The following is a 23,354-nucleotide window of genomic DNA, read 5'->3' as shown; positions in this document are numbered from 1 at the left end:
AGAGAGAGAGAGAGAGTAGCAAATTATTTGGAACTACCAAATAATTTGATGACTTTTTTGCAAAAAAGTCACTCTTTTTTTGAGCCATAAATCCACGCTCAAAATGAGCATTAGATTGCTGCAAAATAATATGATTCTCTGTTAATCTCAACTTCTTATCTGTTTAGAAACTGGCGCAAAGGTAGAGATAATTTTCTAAATGCCCAAAATTAAATAGGAAAAATAGAAAAACAGGGGTAAAAAATAAAGAACCAAACCGAAAAATTGGCGGTTTGGTTCTCTTTCGTTAACGATTTATTGCCGTTATTTATCTTGATTCATCAGGAAATGTTTGAATGTTTTGAAGTCATTTTGCATTTCAACACTTTTCTTTTTCCCTTTCATGAATGCCTGTAAGCACTGTGGAATTGCAATGTTTGTGGAAAGGATTTCGTCAACTCTCTCTTTGAATTTTGCAGGATGAGCCGTCTCAAAGAATAGTCCTGTTTCGTTGGGTTGCAGTTGTTCTTTCAGTGCCTTGTAGCCACACGCACCATGCGGATCGAGGACATAGCCTGTGGTTTCGTAACATTGACGCATGATGTTTTGAATTTGATTGTCCGTGTAAGTGGCTCCACTGATATGCTGCTTGATGTTGTCGTAGCTTTCATGATAGAGCGCATAAATGCGTGCGAAGTTCGAGGGGTCGCCCACATCCATTGCGTTGGCAATAGTTTGTTTGCTGGGCTGAGGATGATAGAGCCCTGTTTTTAGAAAGTTGAAGAACACATCATTGGCATTGTTGGCAGCGATGAAGCTCTTGATTGGTAATCCCATTTCTTGTGCAAATAGGCCTGCGCAGAGATTGCCAAAGTTTCCACTGGGAACAGAAACCACTAAGTTGTTTGCCTTTCCTAACTTTTTGAGTTGGGCATAAGCATAGAAATAATAGAAAGATTGCGGGAGGAAACGTGCCACATTGATGCTGTTTGCTGACGTGAGTTTCAGTTGCGCATTGAGTTCATTGTCCATGAAAGCCTGTTTCACTAAAGCCTGGCAGTCATCGAAAACCCCATTGACTTCTATTGCAGTGACATTCTGACCTAACGTGGTAAACTGACTCTCTTGGATGTGGCTCACCTTGCCTTTGGGGTATAGCACATAAACGTGGATGCCCTCAACACCGAGAAAGCCGTTTGCAACTGCCGAGCCCGTGTCGCCGCTTGTTGCCACGAGGACATTGATTGGTTGCTGTCCTTTGCGTCGAATAAAATATTGCAGCAGGCGTGCCATAAAGCGTGCGCCAACATCTTTGAAAGCCAAGGTTGGGCCATGGAAAAGTTCGAGAGAATAAATATTGTCTTCAACATGCACTGCTGGTATATCAAAAGAAAATGTTTCTTGGATAATCGTTTGGAGGACATCAGCCTCTATATCCTGCCCAAAGAGCGAGTTGGCCACAGTAAAGCTTATCTCTTGGAGACTGAGCTGGTCTAACTGTTGGAAAAACTCGGCTGGCAATTTCTGAATTTCTTCTGGCATATATAGGCCGCGGTCGGGGGCTAACCCATGGATAACCGCGTCTTCAAGTGAAGCTTCAGGAGCTGTTTTATTTGTGCTGTAATATTTCATTGTCATTGAATTTTCATAAACGTTTCCATGAATTGTTGTAGAGAAAGCATTCCATAACCTCCCTCACGACAACTCACTTCGTCGTAGGTAGACACGTTGTCGGGCAGGATGTTCGGATGCCAGATGACGAAGGGAACAGGCTCTTTTACATGCGTTCGAATCTCAACAGGAGTAGGGTGGTCGGGAAGAAGGGCGATGCACACGGGCTCTTGCCATTTACTTATCGTTTCATACAAAGGCTTGACGACCCTTGTATCAAGATTTTCGATGGTTTTCAACTTCAAGTCTAAGTCACCATCATGTCCAGCTTCGTCGCTGGCTTCGATGTGAAGATAAACAAAGTCTTGTTTTTCCAAAGCCTCAATGGCTGCCTTAACCTTTCCTTCGTAATTAGTGTCTGCCAATCCAGTGGCTCCGTTGACCTTGATAACATCAAGCCCAGCATAATGGCCTATGCCGCGAATTAAATCGACCGCCGAGATGACACTACCGCTTTTTATTTCGGGATAAAGTTGCATTAGGGTAGACATTGATGGTCTGTAACCGCCACTCCAGGGCCAAATGCTGTTGGCTTTGGCCTTTCTGTGGAGGTTGAAAGGATGATTTGCAAGCAGCGTTTGGCTTTTAATGATTAACTCATTAAGAAGATTAGCCGTTGCTTGTGGACTCATTCTGTGGTCATCTTTCATGTGATACCCTTCTTCAGGTTGTACAAGAAGGGACTTCCATTCTTCATTAGGATGGTCGTGAGGAGGCGCACATGTAATATGTTTGTTTCCGCCTTTAATCACCAATAAGTGCCGATATTGTATACCAGTGATAAATTTTATCTGTTCGTTTCCTAACTTATCGTTTAAGAATTGAATGAGCATGTCGCCCTCTTCGGTAGTTAAATGTCCTCCGTGATGATTCTTAATGCAATCGTCTTCTAATTCAATAATATTACATCTTAATGCCAAATCATCGGGTTGCATGTCGTATTCAATCGATGCAGCCTCTAAAGGACCACGTCCTTCGTAGACTTTATTCAAATCATAACCAAGGATGGCTGTGTTAGCAACTTCTGAGCCGGGAAGGAATCCTTCGGGGATAGTGTTGAGCATTCCCGACCTTCCTTGTTTAGCCAATAAATCCATATAGGGAGTATTGGCATATTGAAGCAGCGTTTTATCTCCTAATCTCTTTACAGGATGATCGGCCATGCCGTCACCTAAAATGATGATATGTTTCATATAAAATCAGATGTTTGCCACTGACATTATATTGGCAAAGACACCTGCTGCGGTAACGCTTGCGCCGGCTCCATAGCCTTGTATCAACATAGGATACTCCTTATAACGTTCAGTTGTCAATAAAACAATGTTGTTGCTCCCTTCAAGATTATAGAAAGGATGATTTCGGTCAATAGCTTTTAAGCCTACGTTTACATGATGACCATCAAGTGTTGCCACGAAGCGCCAACGCTTGTTCGTCTTCTCTAATGCCTGTCGTTTGCGTTCAAAGTCTGTGTCTAAATGGGGTAATCGCTCCCAAAACTCTTCAACACTACCTTCGAAGTAGTCTTGGGGAACAAATAAATGTTTCTCTACATCGCTTTGTTCTATTTGATAACCAGCCTCACGGGCCAGGATAACTAATTTACGCACAACATCAGTTCCGCTAAGATCAATGCGGGGATCTGGCTCGCTATATCCTTCTTCTTTGGCCCTCTTTACAGCTTCAGAGAAGGGGACTTCAGCACTGATTTCGTTGAAAATAAAGTTAAGCGTACCACTTAACACAGCTTCAATCTTCAATATCTTGTCTCCTGAATTGCGTAGATCGTTAATGGTTCCAATGATTGGTAGTCCTGCACCAACATTGGTTTCAAATCTAAACTTGACACCACGATAGAGTGCAGTCTTCTTTAGTTGTATATATTTCTCGTATGGGCCACTTGCTGCAATCTTATTCGCAGCTATGACACTGATGTTATGGTTGAGAAAGCTTTGATATAATGCAGCGATTTCTTTGCTTGCCGTACAATCAACAAACACGCTGTTGAAGATATTCATCTCGATGATTTGGTCGCGCAATTTCTCTGGAGTACTGGGCTCAGAACTTTTTAATGCTTCACGATAGTCAGACAGATTGAGACCATCGCGGTTAAAGATAGCATTCTTCGAACTTGCGATTCCAACAACATTAAGTTTTAGTTGGTTGCGCTCTTTTAGTTCATGATACTGCTTGCGAATTTGTTCTATCAGCCTACCTCCAACAGTTCCTATACCACAAATGAATAGGTTGAGCACCTTATATTCAGAAAGGAAGAAGGAATCATGAAGCACATTGAGTGATTTTCTGAGTGAATCACTCTTGACAACAAAGGATATATTGGTCTCACTTGCACCCTGTGCACAAGCAATAACGCTAATACCACTGCGCCCTAATGTGCCAAAAAGTTTACCTGAAATACCAGCGGCGTGCTTCATTTTCTCACCAACAATGGCAACCGTTGCTAATCCTTTCTTTGCATGCATAGGGAACATTGCACCATCTTCTATCTCTGATGAGAACTCTTCGTTAAGCACTTTAACAGCTTCATCGGCATCTTCTTCTCTCACACCAATACTCGTTGAGTTCTCTGAAGAAGCTTGGGAAACCATAAAGACGCTAATGCCTTCGTTGGCAAGGGCTGTGAATATGCGTCGGTTAACGCCAATAACGCCGACCATAGAAAGGCCTGTTACTGTAATCAGTGCAGTTCCGTTGATAGAACTTATACCTTTAATGAGTTTGTTGTGATCCTCAATTTTATTCTTGATAATCGTGCCCGGTAGACTTGGATTGAATGTGTTTTTAACCCTAATGGGGATGTTCTTAACACATACAGGATAGATTGTCGGGGGATAAACAACCTTTGCTCCGAAGTTACAAAGCTCCATTGCTTCAATGTAACTAAGTTCGTTTATCGTATAAGCAGACTTGATAACGCGTGGATCTGCTGTCATAAAGCCATCTACATCGGTCCATATTTCAAGGACTTCTGCATTGAGTGCAGCTGCTAAAATGGCAGCAGTGTAGTCACTTCCGCCACGGCCAAGGTTTGTAATTTCATCTGTTTCACGATCTCTACTGATAAAACCTGGAACGAGAGAAATGCGTGGAAGGTCTGCGAAGGTATTGCAAACAAGTTGATTTGTCAATTCACTGTCGAGCGTGTTCTTGTGATTTATCCTTTCTGTTTTTATGAAATTGCGGCTGTCAAACCATTTAGCGCCACGGATTAATGTGGCTACAATGACACTTGAAAGTTGTTCTCCATAACTCACAATGGCATTTTCTGTTTTCTCGCTAAGGTCATGAATGAGATAAACTCCAAAATAAATACTTCGTAATTGGTCAAATAAAGCGTCTACTTTATTAAATAATGTAATACGCTTTTTGGCATCCGTGATAATGGTATCAATCATCTTGTAGTGACGCTCTACCATCAGATTAAACTCTGTCTTCCATTGTTCATCGTGTTGAAGTGCTAATTTTGCTGTGGCAATCAATTTGTCTGTAATGCCTCCAAGGGCACTAACAACAACGATGATACTGTCTTTTTTAGCCTCGTTTTCTACAATCTCTTTTAAGCTGAGGATGCTTTTTACAGAACCAACAGATGTTCCGCCGAATTTTAATACTTTCATTTTGTTGACAATTTTGGATTTAACCATCCACTCGACAATAGTGGCTTATCACAATAGATGAATTAAATGGTGAGATTTATAGCGTATCCCATTCTCTTCTTTCCACACGACAACAGAGGTAAATGAAAACAAAATGCGATATAAAACTTACGATTTAATCGAATCTTTAGGCAAAAATACGAAGATTTATTATCTTGACCAACAAAATAGAACATATTTTTCTGTTTATCAATTAAATTGGGTATCTTTGCGAATATGATACAAGAATACCAAATACGTGTAACGCCTCAGGAGGCTTTTACAGAAGAAAATATTAAAAGATACATTGCAACGGAGAAAGGACTTGACGTTAGAACACTAAATCAAGTGAGGGTGCTTAGGCGCAGTATTGATGCTCGTCAGCGACAGATTTACGTTAATTTAAGCGTTAGAGTCTATATAAACGAGTTTCCACAAGACGAACAATTCATCCGAACAGAATACCCAAATGTGGAAAATGGTAAAGAGGTCGTCGTCGTAGGAGAAGGACCTGGTGGACTCTTTGCTGCACTACGATTAATAGAGAAAGGTGTACGCCCCATTGTAATTGAGCGTGGTCGCAATGTGCGTGAACGCAAAAAAGATCTTGCTTTGATAAAAAAGACTCAGCAAGTAGATGAATTAAGCAATTATAGTTTTGGTGAAGGAGGTGCCGGAGCTTATAGCGATGGTAAATTATATACGCGTAGTAAGAAACGTGGTAATGTCGAAAAGATTCTGAATGTGTTTTGCCAGCATGGCGCATCTCCCTCTATTTTAGCTGATGCTCACCCACATATAGGGACAGATAAGCTTCCAAGGGTCATCGAAAATATGCGTAATACGATTATCCATTGTGGGGGAGAGGTTCACTTCTTGACAAAAATGACGGAGTTACTCATAAGGGAAAATCAGGTCATAGGAGTCAAAGCTGTAGATTTATCGACACAAAAAGAGTTGGAGTTCCATGGGCCTGTAATCCTCGCAACGGGTCATAGTGCCCGAGATGTTTATCGATATTTGAATGCAACAAAAGTTGAACTTGAGGCTAAAGGTATTGCAGTAGGTGTACGATTAGAGCATCCCAGTGAACTCATTGATAAGATACAATATCACAATAAGAATGGAAGAGGAAAGTATCTTCCTGCTGCAGAATATTCTTTTGTGACTCAAGTGGATGGGCGAGGAGTATATAGTTTCTGTATGTGTCCGGGTGGATTTGTTATACCGGCAGCAACAGATAAAGAGCAAATTGTAGTCAATGGAATGAGTCCAAGCAATCGAGGGACAGCATGGAGCAATAGTGGAATGGTTGTGGAAGTACGCCCTGAAGATTGTGTTCAAATGTCAACAGATAAACAAGATGACTTGTTGAGCGTTATGAGGTTTCAAGAACAATTGGAGAAAACCTGTTGGATGCAGGGGAATATGAAGCAAACTGCGCCTGCACAACGCATGGATGATTTCGTCAACAATCGTTTAAGTTACGATTTACCCCGTAGCTCTTATGCTCCAGGCTTAATTAGTAGTCCTCTTCATTTCTGGCTTCCTGACTTTATAAGTAAGCGATTGCAGGCTGCATTTAAGGTCTTTGGAAGAAATGCTCACGGCTTTCTCACAAATGAGGCAGTGATGATTGCTGCAGAAACCAGGACCTCCAGCCCTATAAGAATCATTAGAAACCGTGATACCTTGCAACATATTCGTTTGCAAGGGCTTTTCCCTTGTGGCGAAGGTGCTGGTTATGCTGGCGGTATAGTGTCTGCAGGTATTGATGGAGAGCGTTGCGCTGAGATGGCAGCCTCGTATGTGGAAAGCCTTAATGTGTAGCTTTCCACCATTCAGATTGCTGCTTTGTGTCATATACTGTGGAATTCCTTGTTGGATCACTGATGGTTATTCCACAGCATTTATTTATCTTAAAAGTGTTTTCTGAATTAGTAGTGTCACCATGTCGATAGTAGTTTTTATATATCGTATATATATAAGGTGTACATGCTTTATAGGGAACTAAAGCTTGTAGTGCCTGATTAAAAGTGACACTTAGAGGTGGAAGCACTCCTAATTCATCAATGTATGAGCTTAAATCAAAGAATACATGACTATCATATCCATCAAGGAATTGCAGATTGTTTAGCCTACTATTGTTGAAAGTATAACTTTGATTGATTGATTTCATGACAGAAGCCATCTCTTCGATATACTTTCCACATCGAATGGCAGAAAGCTCTCCATAGGGATATTTGTAGTTTATGTAGAATTGATAGAAGCCATCTACCCATTTCTCATAGTCTGTTTGACCTAAGATATAGCTAAAAACTTTGTCATAAGGAATACCTTCTGCCATGACTTCACTCGTTGAAGCGACCAACATTTCGGTTACATCCTTTAAGGCATATGCCGTTTCTACATTTGCCATATAGCAGTCATCGAAGCAGATAAAGCTTACTTTCTTCATCTGAGATTGTGCAATTGCATTGCGAAGATCGCTAATATTATATTGCATATCAATATCACTTCCACCAAAAGCTCTACTCATAGCCTTAGGCATAGTGCTGTCGCTACCTCGTGGAGTCCAGCCACTCCCATGACAACCAATAAGTAAACTATATTTACCTGTATTGCTATACGAAACAACCTGATTGAACAAATTTCTTAAATTAGATTCTGAAACACTCACAAAACCTGCATTTCGCTTTAAGGTATCAAGCTCACAACGTTGGCGAGTTGTGTTATACTTCATGCGGAAAATAACACTACGGGTTTGATTTTCTGCGACAAAGACGATAATATCTGTTTGTTTTACCCCTTTATTCTGGTCTATATTCTGGCGCATTGCAGCAATATTCTTATCGAAATAAGCTTTAAGATTATTCTCGGAAGTATTTTTTGTGCCCGTCCATGGCATATAAACAAAGAGTGTTTGGTTTGTATTCTCATATGCATCAATGATAGGAATTTCATCATGGCAGGACGAAAATAGCAATATAAAGAATGCAACTAAAGGGAGATTCCTTAAAAAATGGGTTGTTGAATCACACAAAAGGTTAGTTGTTATTTTGCGATTCTCTTCACAATTAGCCTTCACAAAGAAGCCAATTATATGTTGTAAATATGAAACTCTCTTTCTAAACATATTATCTTGTTATCCTATTTCTTGAAACAAATGAGTAAAAAACAACCCCATTCTCCCTCTGTTTATGTAAAAGGAAGAATGAGGTTACTTTGTGTTTATTTCTTCTTCAGTTCTTCAATTGTCTGTTTCAATGCTGCAATCTTCTCTACCGAGTCACTCTCTTTCTTACGTTCGCGAGCGACAACAGCCTCTGGTGCGTGTACAACGAAGTTCTCATTACCAAGTTTTTTGCGGATACCCATGAGGAAACCTTCCAAATGTTGCAGTTCTTTTTCAGCCTTTTCAATCTCTGCTGCAACATCTATCAAATCGCCAAGTGGCACTGCATATTCGTTGGTTCCTACCATAAAGTTGCTTGAGTCTGTACTCTTTTCAGCAACGACCTCAATAGATTTGAGATTGGCCATCTTCAAAATAATGCTGTTATAAGCACTCATTTCGTTCTCACCTATAGCCTGTAACACCAGCAACTCTTTGGGAGCGATGTTCTTTTGATTGCGAACAGTACGTATACTTCCAACAATTTGTTTAACAACCTCAATATCGTTGATGATTCTTTCTTCATTACTTTTCGGCGTCTCTAATTGCAGAGTTGCACGCATAATGCTCTCACCTTGCTTTCTTTCTGTGATATGTTGCCAAAGCTCTTCTGTGATAAATGGCATAAATGGGTGAAGCATCTTGAGTAGATTATCAAAGAATCCTATCGTTGCCTCATAGGTCTTATGATCTATAGGCTGTGCTTCGCCATTGAGATATGTTGGCTTTATCATTTCAAGATACCAGCTTGAGAACTCATCCCAGAATAGTTTATACACGGTCATCAGGGCTTCTGAGATGCGATATTGCTTGAATTGTTCCTGTAGTTCAACGTTTACCTGCTTCAGTTTTGCATCAAACCATTCTACTGCAAGCGCGTTACTTTCAGGTTGTTCGATATCTGCAGTCTTCCAACCTTTTACTAATCTAAACGCATTCCATATCTTATTGTTGAAGTTACGACCTTGTTCACACAATGTTTCATCAAACAAAATGTCGTTTCCTGCAGGTGCACTTAGCATCATACCCATGCGTACTCCGTCCGCGCCATACTTCTCAATGAGCATCAATGGGGCAGGAGAGTTGCCCAAACTCTTACTCATCTTGCGGCCCAACTTATCGCGAACAATACCTGTAAAGTATACATGTTTGAAAGGATAGGTCTTTCTATACTCATAGCCGGCCATGATCATGCGAGCTACCCAGAAGAAGATGATGTCAGGACCAGTAACAAGATCTGAAGTGGGGTAATAGTAATCAATTTCCTTGTTGTTAGGGTTGTTGATACCATCAAACACAGAAATAGGCCATAACCACGAAGAAAACCAAGTGTCAAGACAGTCACTTTCTTGCTCCAAGTCTTTGAGTTCAAGGTTACAATTCTTTGCTTTTGCTTTTTCCAATGCAGCTTCTTCTGTTTCTGCAACGACACAATCGCGCTTACCATCAGCATTCATAAAGTAGTAGGCTGGTATGCGGTGACCCCACCATAACTGTCGAGATATACACCAATCCTTGATGTTTTCAAGCCAGTGGCGATAGGTGTTCTTATATTTTTTAGGGTAGAACTCAATCTCATCGGACATCACAGGAGGAAGTGCCAAGTCTGCAAAATGTTGCATCTTCAAGAACCATTGCGTTGAAAGTTTAGGCTCAATAGGAACGTTTGTACGTTCAGAGAAGCCAACTTTGTTATCATAGTCCTCTATCTTTTCCATCAAACCAGCAACTTCTAAATCTTTAGCAATCTGTTTGCGCACGTCCATTCGGTCTTGACCTACATAGAGACCTGCTGCTTCACTGATAGTTCCATTATCGTTAAAGATGTCAATCGTCTCTAAACCATGTTTCAAACCAAGTGCATGGTCATTGATATCGTGGGCAGGAGTAACCTTCAAACAACCTGTACCAAATTGGATATCAACATACGTATCTTCTATAACTGGAATCTCACGGCCAACGAGTGGTACGATGACATGTTTGCCTTTGAGCCATGTGTTCTTTACATCTTCAGGATTGATACACATTGCGGTATCACCCATGATTGTTTCAGGACGAGTTGTTGCCACTACAGCATAGTAGCCTTTCTCATCTTTATGCATCACGTTTCCTTCGTCTACCTGCTTGCAATCGGTTTCAACAACACAATATTTCAAGTAATAGAGCTTTGAGTGCTCATCTTTATAGATTACTTCTTCATCAGAAAGAGCTGTCTGAGCTTGTGGATCCCAGTTCACCATTCGAACGCCACGATAAATCAATCCCTTATCATAAAGGTCACAAAAGACCTTAATAACACTCTTGCTTCGAGTCTCATCCATGGTGAAAGATGTGCGGTCCCAGTCACAAGAACAACCTAATTTACGAAGTTGTTTCAGTATAATTCCGCCGTGTTCGTGTGTCCAATCCCAAGCATGTTCAAGGAACTTCTCACGACTAAGATCAGTTTTTTTGATTCCTTTTTCAGCCAATTTGCCAACTACTTTCGCTTCGGTGGCAATGCTGGCATGGTCAGTTCCTGGCACCCAACAAGCGTTTTTACCTTCCATTCGGGCGCGTCTTACAAGGATATCCTGAATCGTATTGTTCAGCATATGACCCATATGAAGTACTCCTGTTACGTTTGGTGGAGGAATAACTACAGTATATGGTTCACGTCCATCAGGCTTACTGCTGAACAATTTATTATTGAGCCAATACTCATACCATTTTGACTCCACAGCCTGTGGGTCATACTTACTTGCAAGTTCCATTATTTTTAATCTTTTGTTTACTTTATATTAAACGTTGCAAAATTACAAATAATATTCGAAATTTCACTATCTTATAAGGTGGAATATAGTTTATGGATAAAAATCGTCACCAGACAGGCTGTGTGATTGATATATTGTTGTATTGTAATTTGCCTCATTTTGAGGTGTAATCTCTATTAGATTGTGTGGTCAAATAAAGCTCTTTATGGTTCGATTTCAAGCGTTTTGTTTTTAGATTTATAAGATTTTGTTTAATGCAATGATTATAAGTGTGTTATAATAATGCACTAAATAAAATATTTAATCTTATGAATACCTCAAATAATCATGTTGTTCTATGGTCTGTTTATAGTTTATTTGTTGTTGAAAAAGTGTTTTTTTATATCAGAATGCTTTTCAAATAAGAAAATAAAATAATGGTAAGATGATTGATTTTCCCTTCAACTTTTGTTTCGTTTAAGTATTGCAGAGTTCTTTAATCATAAGCCAAAGAAACATTTTTCATGAAGTGTAGGCCAAAGAAAAAGAGGATGAACGAATGTAGTCGCGCATCCTCTTGCTTATAAACGTATTCAAAAAGTTTGCTTAGTAACTTCTCGCAATGATAACACGATGTTTAGATGGTTTACCCGAAACCATGTCAATACCTTCTGTTTGCTCGTAGTCAAAAGGCACACAGCGGATGGTTGCCTGTGTATCTTCTTTGATTTTGGCTTCAGTTTCAGCTGTGCCATCCCAATGACAAAGGAAGAAACCACCATCTTTCACACGTTCCTTAAACTCGTCATAATTGTCACATTCGAAGATATGTGCATCGCGATAAGCGCGTGCTTTCTCAAATAAGTTGCGCTGAATATCGTCAAGTAGCGTTTGAACTTGCTCGACAATGCCATCAAAACTAACGTTCTCTTTCTCCAAAGTATCACGTCGCATGATTTCTATTGTGTTGTTTTCGAGGTCACGACCACCCATGACTAAGCGCACAGGTACACCTTTTAATTCATAGTCAGCGAACTTAAATCCTGGCCGCTTATTATCCGAATCATCGAATTTAACGCTAATACCTAACTCCTGCATCTTCGTGATAACAGGTTGCAATTTGTCGCTAATGGCTTTACGTTGTTCGTCACCTTTATATATAGGAACAATAACAACTTGGATAGGAGCAAGCTTTGGTGGAAGCACAAGTCCATTGTCGTCACTGTGTACCATGATAAGCGCCCCCATCAAACGTGTACTGACTCCCCATGAAGTTGCCCATACATAATCAGGCTTGTTCTCTTTGTTGAGGAACTGAACATCAAAACTTTTGGCAAAGTTCTGGCCCAAGAAGTGACTTGTTCCACTTTGTAATGCTTTACCATCTTGCATCATTGCCTCAATAGTATAGGTGTCAAGTGCGCCTGCAAATCGTTCAGTTTCGCTCTTAACGCCTTGCAAAACAGGTACAGCCATCCATTTTTCTGCAAAGTTGGCATATACCTTTAACATTGTTTGTGCTTCTTGTTCAGCTTCCTCTTTCGTTGCATGTGCAGTATGACCTTCCTGCCAAAGGAATTCAGAAGTACGCAAGAAAGGACGTGTACGCATTTCCCATCGCATCACGTTACACCATTGATTGCACATGATAGGGAGGTCTCTCCAAGAATGAATCCATCCTCTATAGGTGTTCCATATTATTGTTTCAGAAGTAGGACGGATAATTAACTCTTCGTCAAGTTTGGCTGCTGGGTCTACAACAACACTGTTTCCGTCTTCACTTGCTTTAAGACGATAGTGGGTAACTACGGCGCATTCTTTTGCAAATCCCTTTACATGCTCTGCCTCTTTACTAAGGAAGCTCTTTGGAATAAGCATTGGGAAATAAGCATTTTGCACCCCCGTCTTCTTAAATTCTTTATCAAGTTCAGCCTGCATCTTTTCCCAAATAGCATAGCCATAGGGTTTAATGACCATACAACCACGTACAGGTGACTGTTCTGCTAAATCTGTTTTAACTACCAAATCATTATACCATTGGCTGTAGTTTTCAGCCCTTTTGGTAAGTTGCTTTAGTTCTTTTGCCATTATATAGATATTTTATTATTTGTCGTTTTATTCCCCGATGTTTAGGGAATCCCCTATATTCAAATAGGTTTTTCCTTTTTCTTATGTTGTGAGAAACGTGTTATTTTGTGGCAAAATTACAAAAAATAAATGGTAATCTGCATATAATGATGGAAAAACGACTATCTTTGCAGAGAAATAATAAACGTATTTAAGAATAAAAATTATGAAGAATTTGAAAATGGCAACGATGGGATTGTGTGTTCTTTCAGTATGTAGTTGCGCAACAAAACAGGGTACAGGTACGTTGATTGGCGCTGGTGGTGGCAGCGTTTTAGGTGCAATCGTTGGTAAAATAGCAGGTAACACGGCTGTAGGCGCAGCCATTGGTGGTGCTGTAGGCGCAGGTGCAGGTGCACTGATTGGTCGTCATATGGATAAAGTTGCAGCTCAAGCAGCTCAGATTCGCAATGCAAAGGTTGAAGAAGTAACTGATGCCAATGGTTTGAAGGCAGTAAAAGTTACCTTTGATAGTGGTATTCTCTTTGCTACAAATCAAGCAACTTTGACAGCATCTTCTAAGAATGATTTAGTTAAATTCTCTAAGGTCTTGAAAGATAATTCAGATTGTCATGTTGACATCTATGGTCACACAGACAATACAGGCAATGATGCAATCAATATTCCATTGAGTAATCGTCGTGCAGAGAGTGTTGTAAACTATCTTAAATCTTGTGGTGTTTCGAGTTCACAATTCCAGAATGTTGTTGGAAAGGGTAGTTCAGAACCCGTTGCAGACAATTCAACAGCAGCCGGACGCAAGCAGAATCGTCGTGTGGAAGTATATCTATATGCTTCTCCCGCAATGGTTAACGCAGCAAAGTCAGGTACTCTTTCAGAGTAATTAAAAATAAACAAATTAAATTATGGGAGTGCACTGTGTAGGCAGTGTGCCCCCTTTTCCATTAATGAAAACCATAGTTTGGAAAGTTATCAGATGGGCTTTTGTGCTCTTTTTGGCTTCATCTGTCTTTGCGGTTGTACTCCTTCGGTTTGTGCCTGTATATTTTACACCGCTGATGTTCATTCGTTGTTTTCAACAGTTAGGCGCTGGTGAGAGTGTAACACTACATCATCATTGGATACCTTTGGATGAGATATCTCCTCATTTGCCTGTGGCGGTGATGGCGAGTGAAGATCAACGTTTCCTTTTGCATCATGGTTTTGATTATGATGCAATAGAAAAGGCAGCCAAACGGAATTTAAAAGGCGGGAAACGTAAGCTCGGAGCAAGCACTATAAGTCAGCAAACGGCAAAGAATGTATTTCTTTGGCCCGGGAGGTCTTGGACGAGAAAAGGTTTTGAAGTTTATTTCACGGCATTGATAGAACTGCTTTGGAGTAAGCAGAGAATAATGGAAGTGTATTTGAATTCCATTGAAATGGGAAATGGAATCTACGGCGCTGATGCTGTTGCTGAATATAATTTCGGGAAACAAGCTATCGATCTTTCACGTTCTGATTGCGCTACAATTGCAGCCACGTTGCCTAATCCTCGTGAGTTAAGTAGTAAGCATCCAGGACCTTATGTCATGCGACGTCGGAGACAAATTTTAGTCAATATGCGTTACATTCCGAGTTTTCCAAAGCCCGGAGAAGATTATGATCCACACACCGCTTCAGGCGGAGTATATGCCCATTGATTATTATGAATTTAGAGTTAAATGATGGACAGCGTGCTGCTGTGGAATATTGCGATGGACCTCAGCTGGTGATTGCTGGTGCAGGTTCGGGCAAAACGCGTGTACTTACGTATAAGATTGCCTATCTGATAGACGAAAAGCAGTATGAGCCTTGGAGTATTCTTGCGCTTACGTTCACAAATAAGGCCGCCAATGAGATGCGCAATCGTATCGCGAGAGTCGTGGGCCAAGATCGCACGCGCTACCTCTATATGGGAACATTCCACAGCATTTTCTCAAGAATTCTTCGTGTCGAAGCTGAGAAATTGGGCTATTCGAAGCAATTTACTATCTATGATGAGTCAGACAGCCGGTCGTTGTTGAAAAGTATCATCAAAGAAATGCAGCTTGATGATAAGGTTTATAAGTCGGCCAGCGTACATGCAAAGATTAGCATGGCAAAGAATCATCTTATCCTGCCGAATGCCTATGCAGTGGACCAGGCTACTTTGAAACGAGACGAACAAAGCCGCCAAGGGCAAATTTATCAAATCTACCAGACATATCAACAGCGTTTGCAGACAGCCAACGCAATGGACTTCGACGATTTATTGGTTCTCACATGGCGCCTCTTTAAGGAGCATGATGATATTCGAATCAAGTATGCGGAGCGATTTAAGTATGTGTTGGTTGATGAGTATCAAGATACAAACTACGTGCAGCAATGTATTGTTTTGCAGCTGACGCAAGAGCATCACCATGTGTGTGCGGTAGGAGATGACGCACAGAGTATTTATGGCTTTCGGGGTGCAAATATTGATAACATTCTTGATTTTCAGAAGATCTACCCTGAGACAAAGCTCTTCAAACTCGAACAAAACTATCGCTCGACGCAGAATATTGTACAAGCGGCCAATAGTTTGATTCTCCACAACAAGCGACAAATACACAAAGACGTTTACAGCCGAAATGCCAAGGGCGAAAAGCTGGTGCTCCGTCCGGTCTATAGTGATAAGGAGGAGGCTGCTGTCGTTTGCCGATATATCAAACAATTGCAGCTGAAAGAATACTTTAATTACAGCGATTTTGCCATTTTGTATCGCACCAATTCGCAGAGTAGAATCTTTGAGGAAGAGATGCGACGGCAGACCATCCCATATCGCATTTTTGGAGGAATGAGCTTCTATCAACGCAAAGAAATTAAGGATGTTCTGGCTTATTTTCGCGTTGTCGTAAACCCTGAAGACGAGGAGGCCATTCGCCGAATCATCAATTATCCCACACGCGGAATTGGTGCTTCGACGATTGAGAAGATTATCGCCTGTGCCCATTTAAATCATGAAAGCTTCTGGTCAATCCTCAATTCGCCCGTCAAATTTGGTCTGAAAGTTAATAATGGAACCCTAAATAAGCTCCGTTCTTTCACCGAACTGATGTCTTCGTTCATCGAAAAGGTCGAAACAATGGATGCCTATCAGTTGGGCGTCAAAATCATTCAAGAAAGTGAAATTAATAAAGATATTTTCTCCTCAACCGACCCCGAGGCTATTTCGCGCCAGGAGAATATTGAGGAATTTGTGAATGGTTTACAAGATTTTGTTGAAAGTCGATGCGAAGAAGGGCGTGAGGAATATTCGAAACTTACGGATTTCCTCCAAGAAGTTTCATTGCTGACCGATGTCGAAAGCGACGATGACAAAGAGGGCGAAAAAGTGAGCTTAATGACCATTCACGCTGCAAAAGGCTTGGAGTTTCCGACGGTTTTCATCGTCGGAATGGAAGAAAATATCTTTCCCAGCCCAATGTCTTCAAACAGCGCGCGCGAATTGGAAGAGGAGAGAAGATTGTTGTATGTTGCAATCACGCGTGCAGAACAATACTGCTTTCTGACCTGTGCTAAAAACAGATGGCGGTTCGGAAAATTGGAGTTCGGCACACCAAGTCGTTTCCTCAACGAGATTGACCCCGCTTTTATGGAGATTTTTAGTGACGATTTCGTTTCAGAGCGACCTTCGCGACCTGTTTCTCCGAAGCCTACTTTCACGGCTGCATCGATTCGTCCGGCGAAATTGAGACCAGTCAAAATTCCGCCTGTCGTCTCAAAGAATCATGCAGAACAATCCGCATCGCAAACAATTTCTACGGCCGACGGACTGAAAATAGGCAGTGTCATCGAGCACCAGCGGTTTGGAATCGGAACGGTGGTGAATATTGAAGGGATGGGAGAGAATCAGAAGGCAACTGTCAACTTTAAGAATACGGGGCAGAAGGTTCTTTTGTTAAAGTTCGCCCGATATAGCATTATAAAGTAGGCGATAAACACAAAAAAGGCAATATGTGATGTTTGGCGCATTCATATTGCCTTTTTTATGCCTTTTTCTGGCTGTTGGCCGTTGTCAACGCGCAGCGCCGACCGCTGTTCTGCTTTTTGCCAACAGCTTTTAATCAGTCCTTAAACAAATTCTATAATTTCGTCTAAGGTTTTTCTCTGTTTTTCCTTTCCGACACAATCTTGTGCCGCATATCCCATCGGAACAATGGCCACGGCTTCATATCCGGGTTGGCCGAAAAGCGCATTGAGCCGTTGAGGATCAAAATTACAAACCCAACAAGTCCCAATTCCACATTCGGCTGCACTCAAACAAAGATGTTCTATCGCAATGGCAAGGTCGATATCTCCGTGTGGCTTGTCATCAAACGCACGAACCCAATTATTTGTCGTATCCTTCATGCAAATGACATAAAGTGGAGCCGAGCGAAACCATTGTCTGTCGTAACATTGCACAAGTTTCTCTTTTGCTGATTCAGAACCCACGACAATAAACTTCCAAGGCTGTCGATTTACTGCCGATGGAGCTATTCTTACACACTCCATGATATGTTCTAATGTTTGCTTATCAATTTTCTGCGCGCTGAATTTGCGGGTGGAAAACCGCTTTTTACAAAGTTCTAAAAAATCCATAAGTTTATATTTTGTCCGCGTCAAAGATAACAAAATTTATTGATTTTGATAATGATTCCAAAGTTTTTATGTAAGTTTGCAATGAATTATGAGTATTAAAACATTAAGATTATGATTAAAATTTATGGAATGAAGTCCTGCCCCGATTGTTCGTTTGTAGACGAGCAGGTTAAGGGCAATGGCCGTTACGAAGTGATAGATATTGGTGAGCATGTGAGGAATTTAAAAGCTTTTTTGGCATTGCGAGACAACAATCCGGTGTTCGACGACGCTAAAAAACATGGTTATGCAGGCATTCCGTGCTTCGTCTTAGAAGACGGACGTGTGACGCTCTCACCGGAAGAAGCTGGCTTGAAATCTCGTCAGAATGAGGCTCCAAGCTGCAGTATTGACGGAAAGGGCTGTTAGTTTTAAGCGAAAAACTTCTTTTCGATTTTATTATTTTATCGGTTTTTCATGAAAAACTGCCTGGGAACGGGTGTAAATTTTCAGTTTTTCATGAAAAACTGCTCGGGGACGGGGTACATTCATCAGATTTCATGAAAAACTGCCTGGGAACGGGTGTAAATTTTCAGTTTTTCATGAAAAACTGCTCGGGGACGGGGTACATTCATCAGATTTTGTGAAAAACTGCTCGGGAACGGGGTACAATCATCAGATTTTGTGAAAAACTGCTCGGGAACGGGGTACAATTATCAAATTTCGTGAAAAACTGCTTGGAGACGGGTGTAAATCATCAGATTTTGTGAAAAACTGCTCGGGGACGGGTGTAAATCATCAGATTTTGTGAAAAACTGCTTGGGAACGAGTGTAAATTATCAGTCTTTGATGAAAAATGTTCATACACCCGGGGTAGATGAGCAGAAATTGCCAATTTTTGATAAAACACCCGGGGTAGATGAATAGAAATTGCTGATTTTTTATAAAACACCCGGGGGAGATGAACGAAAATTGCGTGATTTTGATAAAACACCCGGGGTAGATGAGCAGAAATTGCCGATTTTTGATAAAACACCCGGGGTAGATGAATAGAAATTGCTGATTTTTGATAAAACACCCGGGGTAGATGAGCAGAAATTGCGTGATTCTGACAAAACACCCGGGGTAGATGAACGAAAATTGCGTGATTCTGACAAAACACCCGGGGACAATTACTGAAAATTGTGTGATTCTGATAAAACACCTGGGGATATGGCCAGTTTTTTAATGAGAATTGAATAAAAAACTCGGTTTTTTGTTAAAATAGGGCTTCAAACAGAAGTTTGGCTGTGGTTTCTGTTCAGTTTTTTGTTTGTTTTTGAATATAAGAAAAGTCTCCTTTCCAAATCAGACTATTATTGTGATTGGAAAAGAGACTTTTTGTTCAGTTTATTTTGTGCGCCTGAGGTTTGTCTATCGACGACCGAACCGCAGGCTTATTGAGTTACGCTCTACTGCTGTTTACACCCAGAATGAGCGCCTTTTTTGCAGTCATTCTAACTCAGAATGAAATTGAGGAGGAACAAGACGGATAAAATCAGTAGCGTGGGATTAAGCACCTTGTATTGTTGGGTGCATAACTTGAGGATAACATAACTTAGGATGCCCATGTAGATTCCGTCCGCAATAGAATAACAAAGCACCATCGTAATCATGGTGATAAACGCGGGGAAAGCTTCACTTACTTCTGTCAGTTCGAGTTGTTTCACGCTGTCGAGCATGAGCACGCCGACAAGGACCAACGCGCCGCTTGTCGCTGCGCTGGGAATCAACATGAATAGGGGAGAAAGGAAGAGCGAAATGATGAACAGCAGTCCAACGACAGCAGAAGTCAGTCCACTTCGTCCGCCTTCGGCAATTCCTGACGCGCTCTCTACGTAGGTAGTCAGTGTGCTTGACCCGAGGAAGGCTCCGCATGTGGTTCCGATGGCATCGCTCATCATGGCTTCCTTAATATGGGGGATAGAACCATCTTTGCCAACGATTCCGGTCTTATACGCCAGTCCCACAAGAGTTCCGACCGTGTCGAAGATGTTTACCATGAGCAGAGAAATAACCACTAAGCCCGTTTTGAGCGTAAAGAGTCCGGTAAAGTCAAAATGAGCAAAGATTGGGCTGATATCCTGTGGCATATCAACAGGCAGCCAGCCAGTAGGGAACTTTGTTACGCCCATCGGAATGCCGATAAGCGTTGTGATGATGATGCTCAGGAACAATGCTCCCTTTACGCGGCGGGCCATTAAAACACCGCTGAGGATGATTCCAATGACACCTAAAATTGCAGTGGGCGTGAATTTTCCAAGCCCAACATAGGTCGCGCTGTTAGCGACAATGATTTCGGCGTTCTTTAATCCGATAAAAGCTATAAACATTCCGATGCCGGCGGATATCGCATAGCGTAGGTTTTGTGGGATTGCATTGAGAATATGCTCCCGTATGTTCAAGAATGTGATGAGCAGGAAGACAATACCCTCAGCGAGCATAATGGCTAAGGATTGCTGCCAGGTGTAGTGCATCGCTTGGCATAAAGTGAATGCGAAAAATGCGTTTAGACCCATACTCGGCGCTTGGGCGAAAGGAAGCTTCGCCATAAATGCAAGCAGCAGCGTAGCGATGGCAGAAGCAATTGCAGTTGCTGTAAAAAGCGCGCCTTTGTCCATTCCTGTCGTGCTCAGAATGTCAGGATTGACTGCAAGGATGTAACACATGGTGAGAAAAGTGGTAGCTCCGGCCACAATTTCTGTGCGAGCCTTCATCGTAGAGGAATTAAATCCTAAAGCTTTTTGTAAGAACATTGTTTTTTAGTTTGATTGCGACAAAATTACGAAATAACTATAAATTGATTAAAACATTTTACAAGAAAAATGAAAGAGAGCCTCACCTTTTTACAAGGAGAGGCTCAAAATGTGGATTTATTTATGATTAGAAAACACCTAATTTAGAGAAAAGAGCCAATGCACCGATGCCTAAAATCAAAGTGACGATACCGACTGACACTCCGACTTTGAGCATATCGTTCTGCTTGACTAATCCTGTTGAGAAAGCTATGGCATTTGGTGGCGTACTGATTGGGAGGCACATTGCTGCACTTGCAGCGATTGCAATACCGACTAAAACGGTTACTGTACCACCGATCATATTCAAACCATCGCCCATTCCTTTACATACAACGGCGAGGATAGGCACAAGTAGGGCTGCTGTTGCGGTATTGGAAATGAAGTTACTCAAAAGATAGCAAATGAGACATGCGATAACGAGGATTACGACCGGATTCCAAGCTCCGAATGGAATACTCTTAATGGCATTCTCTGCCAAACCTGTTCCGTTCATTGCATTACCCAAGGCAAAGCCTCCCGCAACCATCCAGATGACTGACCAATCTATTTCTTGCAAATCTTTTGCTGTGATTACGCCACAAAACGCAAATACAGCGATAGGAAGCATCGCCACCGTGTTTGCATTGATGCCAAATAAATCTTTTCCTTTAATCCATAAGAATATTGTGAGCAGGAAAGTGATAGCCACAACCACTGTGCGCCAATTGTGAGAGACTTCTCCTGCAATTTCAATCTTAATTGTCTTTTGTGTGAATGGGAAGAAATGAAGAATCAGTCGCCATGCAATAATAAGGAGGATAATAACTAAAGGAACCATTACCATCATCCAATGTGAGAATGTTATTCCAGTATTTAGTCCTGCTGGGTCGTTTAGATACTTCAGCGCAAATACATTAGGGGGCGTTCCGATTGGAGTACCCATACCACCGAGATTAGCACCAACAGGAATGGCCATCGTAAGCGCAATTCTTCCTTTCCCATTTGCAGGGAGTGCTTTGAACACGGGAGTTAAGAAGGTGAGCATCATGGCTGCCGTTGCCGTGTTGGAAATAAACATGGAGAATACTCCTGTAATGAGAAGGAAACCTAAAAGCACATATTCACTCTTCTGACCGAATGGTTTCATTAGTATTCTTGCCATAAGAACATCAAGCCCACTCTTTGTTGCTGCGATAGCTAATATAAAGCCTCCAAGGAACAAAATAATTGTAGGATCAGCAAAACATGCCATTACTCCTACATGATCAAGCATCGTTCCATATTGATCTTCTGTGCCTTGAAAGAAGGAGAACGACGAGTCACTGACGCAAAAGAGCAGTATGAAGATAATTGTAATAGACGTTGCCCATGCAGGGATAGCTTCTGTTATCCACAGCAAAACGGCCATAACAAAAATAGCAATGACACGTTGTTGGACAATAGTAAGGCCATCAATGTCAAAGAAACTACTTGGAAGATTCCACACGATTACGGTCAAGAGCGCCGTAATCAAACACATCAGGAATTTCTTTTTATTGAAATCACCCGATAAAACAGATTTGATTGAGTCTTGCATAAATTATTAATGTTTTTATGGTTATAAGAACTTTTTATATAAATTCGGTTGACAAAATTACATTAAAAATATGAATATAGCAAATAAGTAACTTTGTTTTTTCATATTAGATGCCTTCAATAGTTATAAATAATCGTCTGTTAGAAAATAAAAAAGAGATGCTGTTGCATCTCCTTTCGTACACCCTTAGGGATTCGAACCCTAGACCCACTGATTAAGAGTCAGTTGCTCTACCAACTGAGCTAAGGGTGCAATTTTAGTTTTTCTGCTTTTATCAACTGTACACCCTTAGGGATTCGAACCCTAGACCCACTGATTAAGAGTCAGTTGCTCTACCAACTGAGCTAAGGGTGCAATTGATATTTACAATGAGAATGTGCTCCCGAATTGCGTGTGCAAAGGTACATTCTTTTCATTAAACAACCAAATAAATGATAGTTTTTTTCAAAAAAAATAGTTTATGGATATTGGTGATGCACATTTGCTCTGTAGTTTCACAAACTTTATAATTGTATGTTAGTCTTGAATAAAATATATTCCAGTATTCAATTGACAGATATCAATATATGTAATGGGGAAAATAGGAATAATATCTTTGCGTTTATTATCAGAGATACATATATAATTAATAGGTGTATTAGGTTGGTCTCTGCAGACCAATGTCTCTTTATCATAAATTTTGCTAATCATACCGATGAGAGATTTGTCTAATCCTCCAATACAAGATAACTTAATCATGGATTTTTTTCATAGGTTAAGAATATATATTATGTGTACAATTGTACAATACAATAACAATATTAATAAGCATTGGATGCTAAATAAAAAGACTCGGATCGATTAACGATAATGTTTTCTTGGATTAAAGAGAAAGTCTATGAGCGGAATACGGGAGTCGAACCCGCCTTTCAAGCTTGGGAAGCTCGCGCACTACCGATGTGCTAATTCCGCAAAAGAGCCGATACCGGGACTCGAACCCGGGACCTACGCATTACGAATGCGTTGCTCTACCAACTGAGCCATATCGGCAATTCTACTTATGCTTTTCGATGTTTGCTGTGC

Annotated in this window: 14 protein-coding genes and 4 tRNA genes; 5 read left to right on the top strand and 13 right to left on the bottom strand. The window is 41.0% G+C overall.

Going from position 1 to position 23,354, the window contains the following annotated elements; all coding sequences use genetic code 11:
* Positions 1-303 precede the first annotated feature (303 nt).
* Genes thrC through thrA form a run of 3 tightly spaced genes read right to left on the bottom strand, consistent with a single transcriptional unit; the run spans position 304 to position 5,285 of the window.
* A complete protein-coding gene (thrC, locus tag HMPREF9145_RS06360; protein ID WP_036906868.1) occupies positions 304-1,611 on the bottom strand; it encodes a threonine synthase in 1,308 nt (435 codons plus the stop codon).
* A gap of 2 nt (positions 1,612-1,613) precedes the next feature.
* Entirely contained in the window at positions 1,614-2,843 is a 1,230-nt protein-coding gene (locus HMPREF9145_RS06355; RefSeq protein WP_021825479.1) for a cofactor-independent phosphoglycerate mutase, read from the bottom strand.
* A 6-nt stretch (positions 2,844-2,849) separates the two neighbouring features.
* Positions 2,850-5,285: a bifunctional aspartate kinase/homoserine dehydrogenase I gene (thrA, locus tag HMPREF9145_RS06350; protein WP_021825452.1), complete on the bottom strand. Its 2,436-nt coding sequence runs from the start codon at positions 5,283-5,285 to the stop codon at positions 2,850-2,852.
* 255 nt (positions 5,286-5,540) lie between these two features.
* Between thrA and HMPREF9145_RS06345 the strand changes: the two genes are divergently transcribed.
* Complete coding sequence (locus HMPREF9145_RS06345; RefSeq protein ID WP_021825504.1) at positions 5,541-7,133, top strand: NAD(P)/FAD-dependent oxidoreductase; 1,593 nt, start codon at positions 5,541-5,543, stop codon at positions 7,131-7,133.
* Here the strand turns inward: HMPREF9145_RS06345 and HMPREF9145_RS06340 are convergent.
* The 3 genes from HMPREF9145_RS06340 to proS form a co-directional block, all read right to left on the bottom strand.
* The gene (locus HMPREF9145_RS06340) at positions 7,123-8,289 is read right to left on the bottom strand and encodes a clostripain-related cysteine peptidase (RefSeq protein WP_262502501.1); all 1,167 of its coding nucleotides are present in this window, start codon (positions 8,287-8,289) and stop codon (positions 7,123-7,125) included. The genes HMPREF9145_RS06345 and HMPREF9145_RS06340 overlap by 11 nt on opposite strands.
* Positions 8,290-8,534: 245 nt before the next feature.
* Positions 8,535-11,231 carry a valine--tRNA ligase gene (locus HMPREF9145_RS06335; RefSeq protein ID WP_021825466.1) on the bottom strand — a complete coding sequence of 899 codons (2,697 nt, stop codon included), beginning with the start codon at positions 11,229-11,231 and terminating at the stop codon, positions 8,535-8,537.
* 585 nt (positions 11,232-11,816) lie between these two features.
* Entirely contained in the window at positions 11,817-13,298 is a 1,482-nt protein-coding gene (gene proS / locus HMPREF9145_RS06330; protein WP_021825513.1) for a proline--tRNA ligase, read from the bottom strand.
* A gap of 205 nt (positions 13,299-13,503) precedes the next feature.
* Here proS and HMPREF9145_RS06325 point away from each other — a divergent pair, with 205 nt between their 5' ends.
* The 3 genes from HMPREF9145_RS06325 (at position 13,504) to HMPREF9145_RS06315 (ending at position 17,271) form a co-directional block, all read left to right on the top strand.
* Positions 13,504-14,181 (top strand): OmpA family protein, encoded by a 678-nt coding sequence (locus HMPREF9145_RS06325; RefSeq protein WP_007133409.1) that lies wholly within the window; start codon positions 13,504-13,506, stop codon positions 14,179-14,181.
* Between the two features lie 64 nt (positions 14,182-14,245).
* Complete coding sequence (mtgA, locus tag HMPREF9145_RS06320; protein WP_036906851.1) at positions 14,246-14,980, top strand: monofunctional biosynthetic peptidoglycan transglycosylase; 735 nt, start codon at positions 14,246-14,248, stop codon at positions 14,978-14,980.
* A gap of 5 nt (positions 14,981-14,985) precedes the next feature.
* Positions 14,986-17,271 (top strand): ATP-dependent helicase, encoded by a 2,286-nt coding sequence (locus tag HMPREF9145_RS06315; RefSeq protein WP_021825457.1) that lies wholly within the window; start codon positions 14,986-14,988, stop codon positions 17,269-17,271.
* A gap of 140 nt (positions 17,272-17,411) precedes the next feature.
* Here the strand turns inward: HMPREF9145_RS06315 and HMPREF9145_RS06310 are convergent, their stop codons facing one another.
* On the bottom strand, positions 17,412-17,921 hold the full coding sequence (locus tag HMPREF9145_RS06310; protein ID WP_021825509.1) for a nitroreductase family protein: 510 nt from the start codon (positions 17,919-17,921) through the stop codon (positions 17,412-17,414).
* Between the two features lie 111 nt (positions 17,922-18,032).
* Here HMPREF9145_RS06310 and HMPREF9145_RS06305 point away from each other — a divergent pair, with 111 nt between their 5' ends.
* Positions 18,033-18,329 carry a hypothetical protein gene (locus HMPREF9145_RS06305; RefSeq protein WP_021825453.1) on the top strand — a complete coding sequence of 99 codons (297 nt, stop codon included), beginning with the start codon at positions 18,033-18,035 and terminating at the stop codon, positions 18,327-18,329.
* A gap of 1,067 nt (positions 18,330-19,396) precedes the next feature.
* On the opposite strand, the gene HMPREF9145_RS06300 is transcribed toward HMPREF9145_RS06305, so the two are convergent.
* The 6 genes from HMPREF9145_RS06300 to HMPREF9145_RS06275 all read right to left on the bottom strand — a co-directional run bounded on the left by HMPREF9145_RS06300 (position 19,397) and on the right by HMPREF9145_RS06275 (position 23,321).
* On the bottom strand, positions 19,397-20,695 hold the full coding sequence (locus HMPREF9145_RS06300; RefSeq protein ID WP_007133416.1) for an NCS2 family permease: 1,299 nt from the start codon (positions 20,693-20,695) through the stop codon (positions 19,397-19,399).
* Positions 20,696-20,822: 127 nt separating this feature from the next.
* Positions 20,823-22,292: an SLC13 family permease gene (locus HMPREF9145_RS06295; RefSeq protein WP_007133417.1), complete on the bottom strand. Its 1,470-nt coding sequence runs from the start codon at positions 22,290-22,292 to the stop codon at positions 20,823-20,825.
* Between the two features lie 179 nt (positions 22,293-22,471).
* Positions 22,472-22,544 (bottom strand) — tRNA-Lys (locus HMPREF9145_RS06290).
* Between the two features lie 29 nt (positions 22,545-22,573).
* Positions 22,574-22,646 (bottom strand) — tRNA-Lys (locus HMPREF9145_RS06285).
* 526 nt (positions 22,647-23,172) lie between these two features.
* A tRNA-Gly gene (locus HMPREF9145_RS06280) sits at positions 23,173-23,243 on the bottom strand.
* Positions 23,244-23,248: 5 nt separating this feature from the next.
* Positions 23,249-23,321: transfer RNA gene (locus HMPREF9145_RS06275), tRNA-Thr, on the bottom strand.
* Positions 23,322-23,354 lie beyond the last annotated feature (33 nt).

The sequence above is a fragment of the Segatella salivae F0493 genome, from assembly GCF_000477535.1.
Lineage (GTDB): Bacteria > Bacteroidota > Bacteroidia > Bacteroidales > Bacteroidaceae > Prevotella > Prevotella salivae.
Note: the sequence above shows the minus strand (reverse complement) of the source record. Positions and strands in the feature narration are given on the sequence as shown.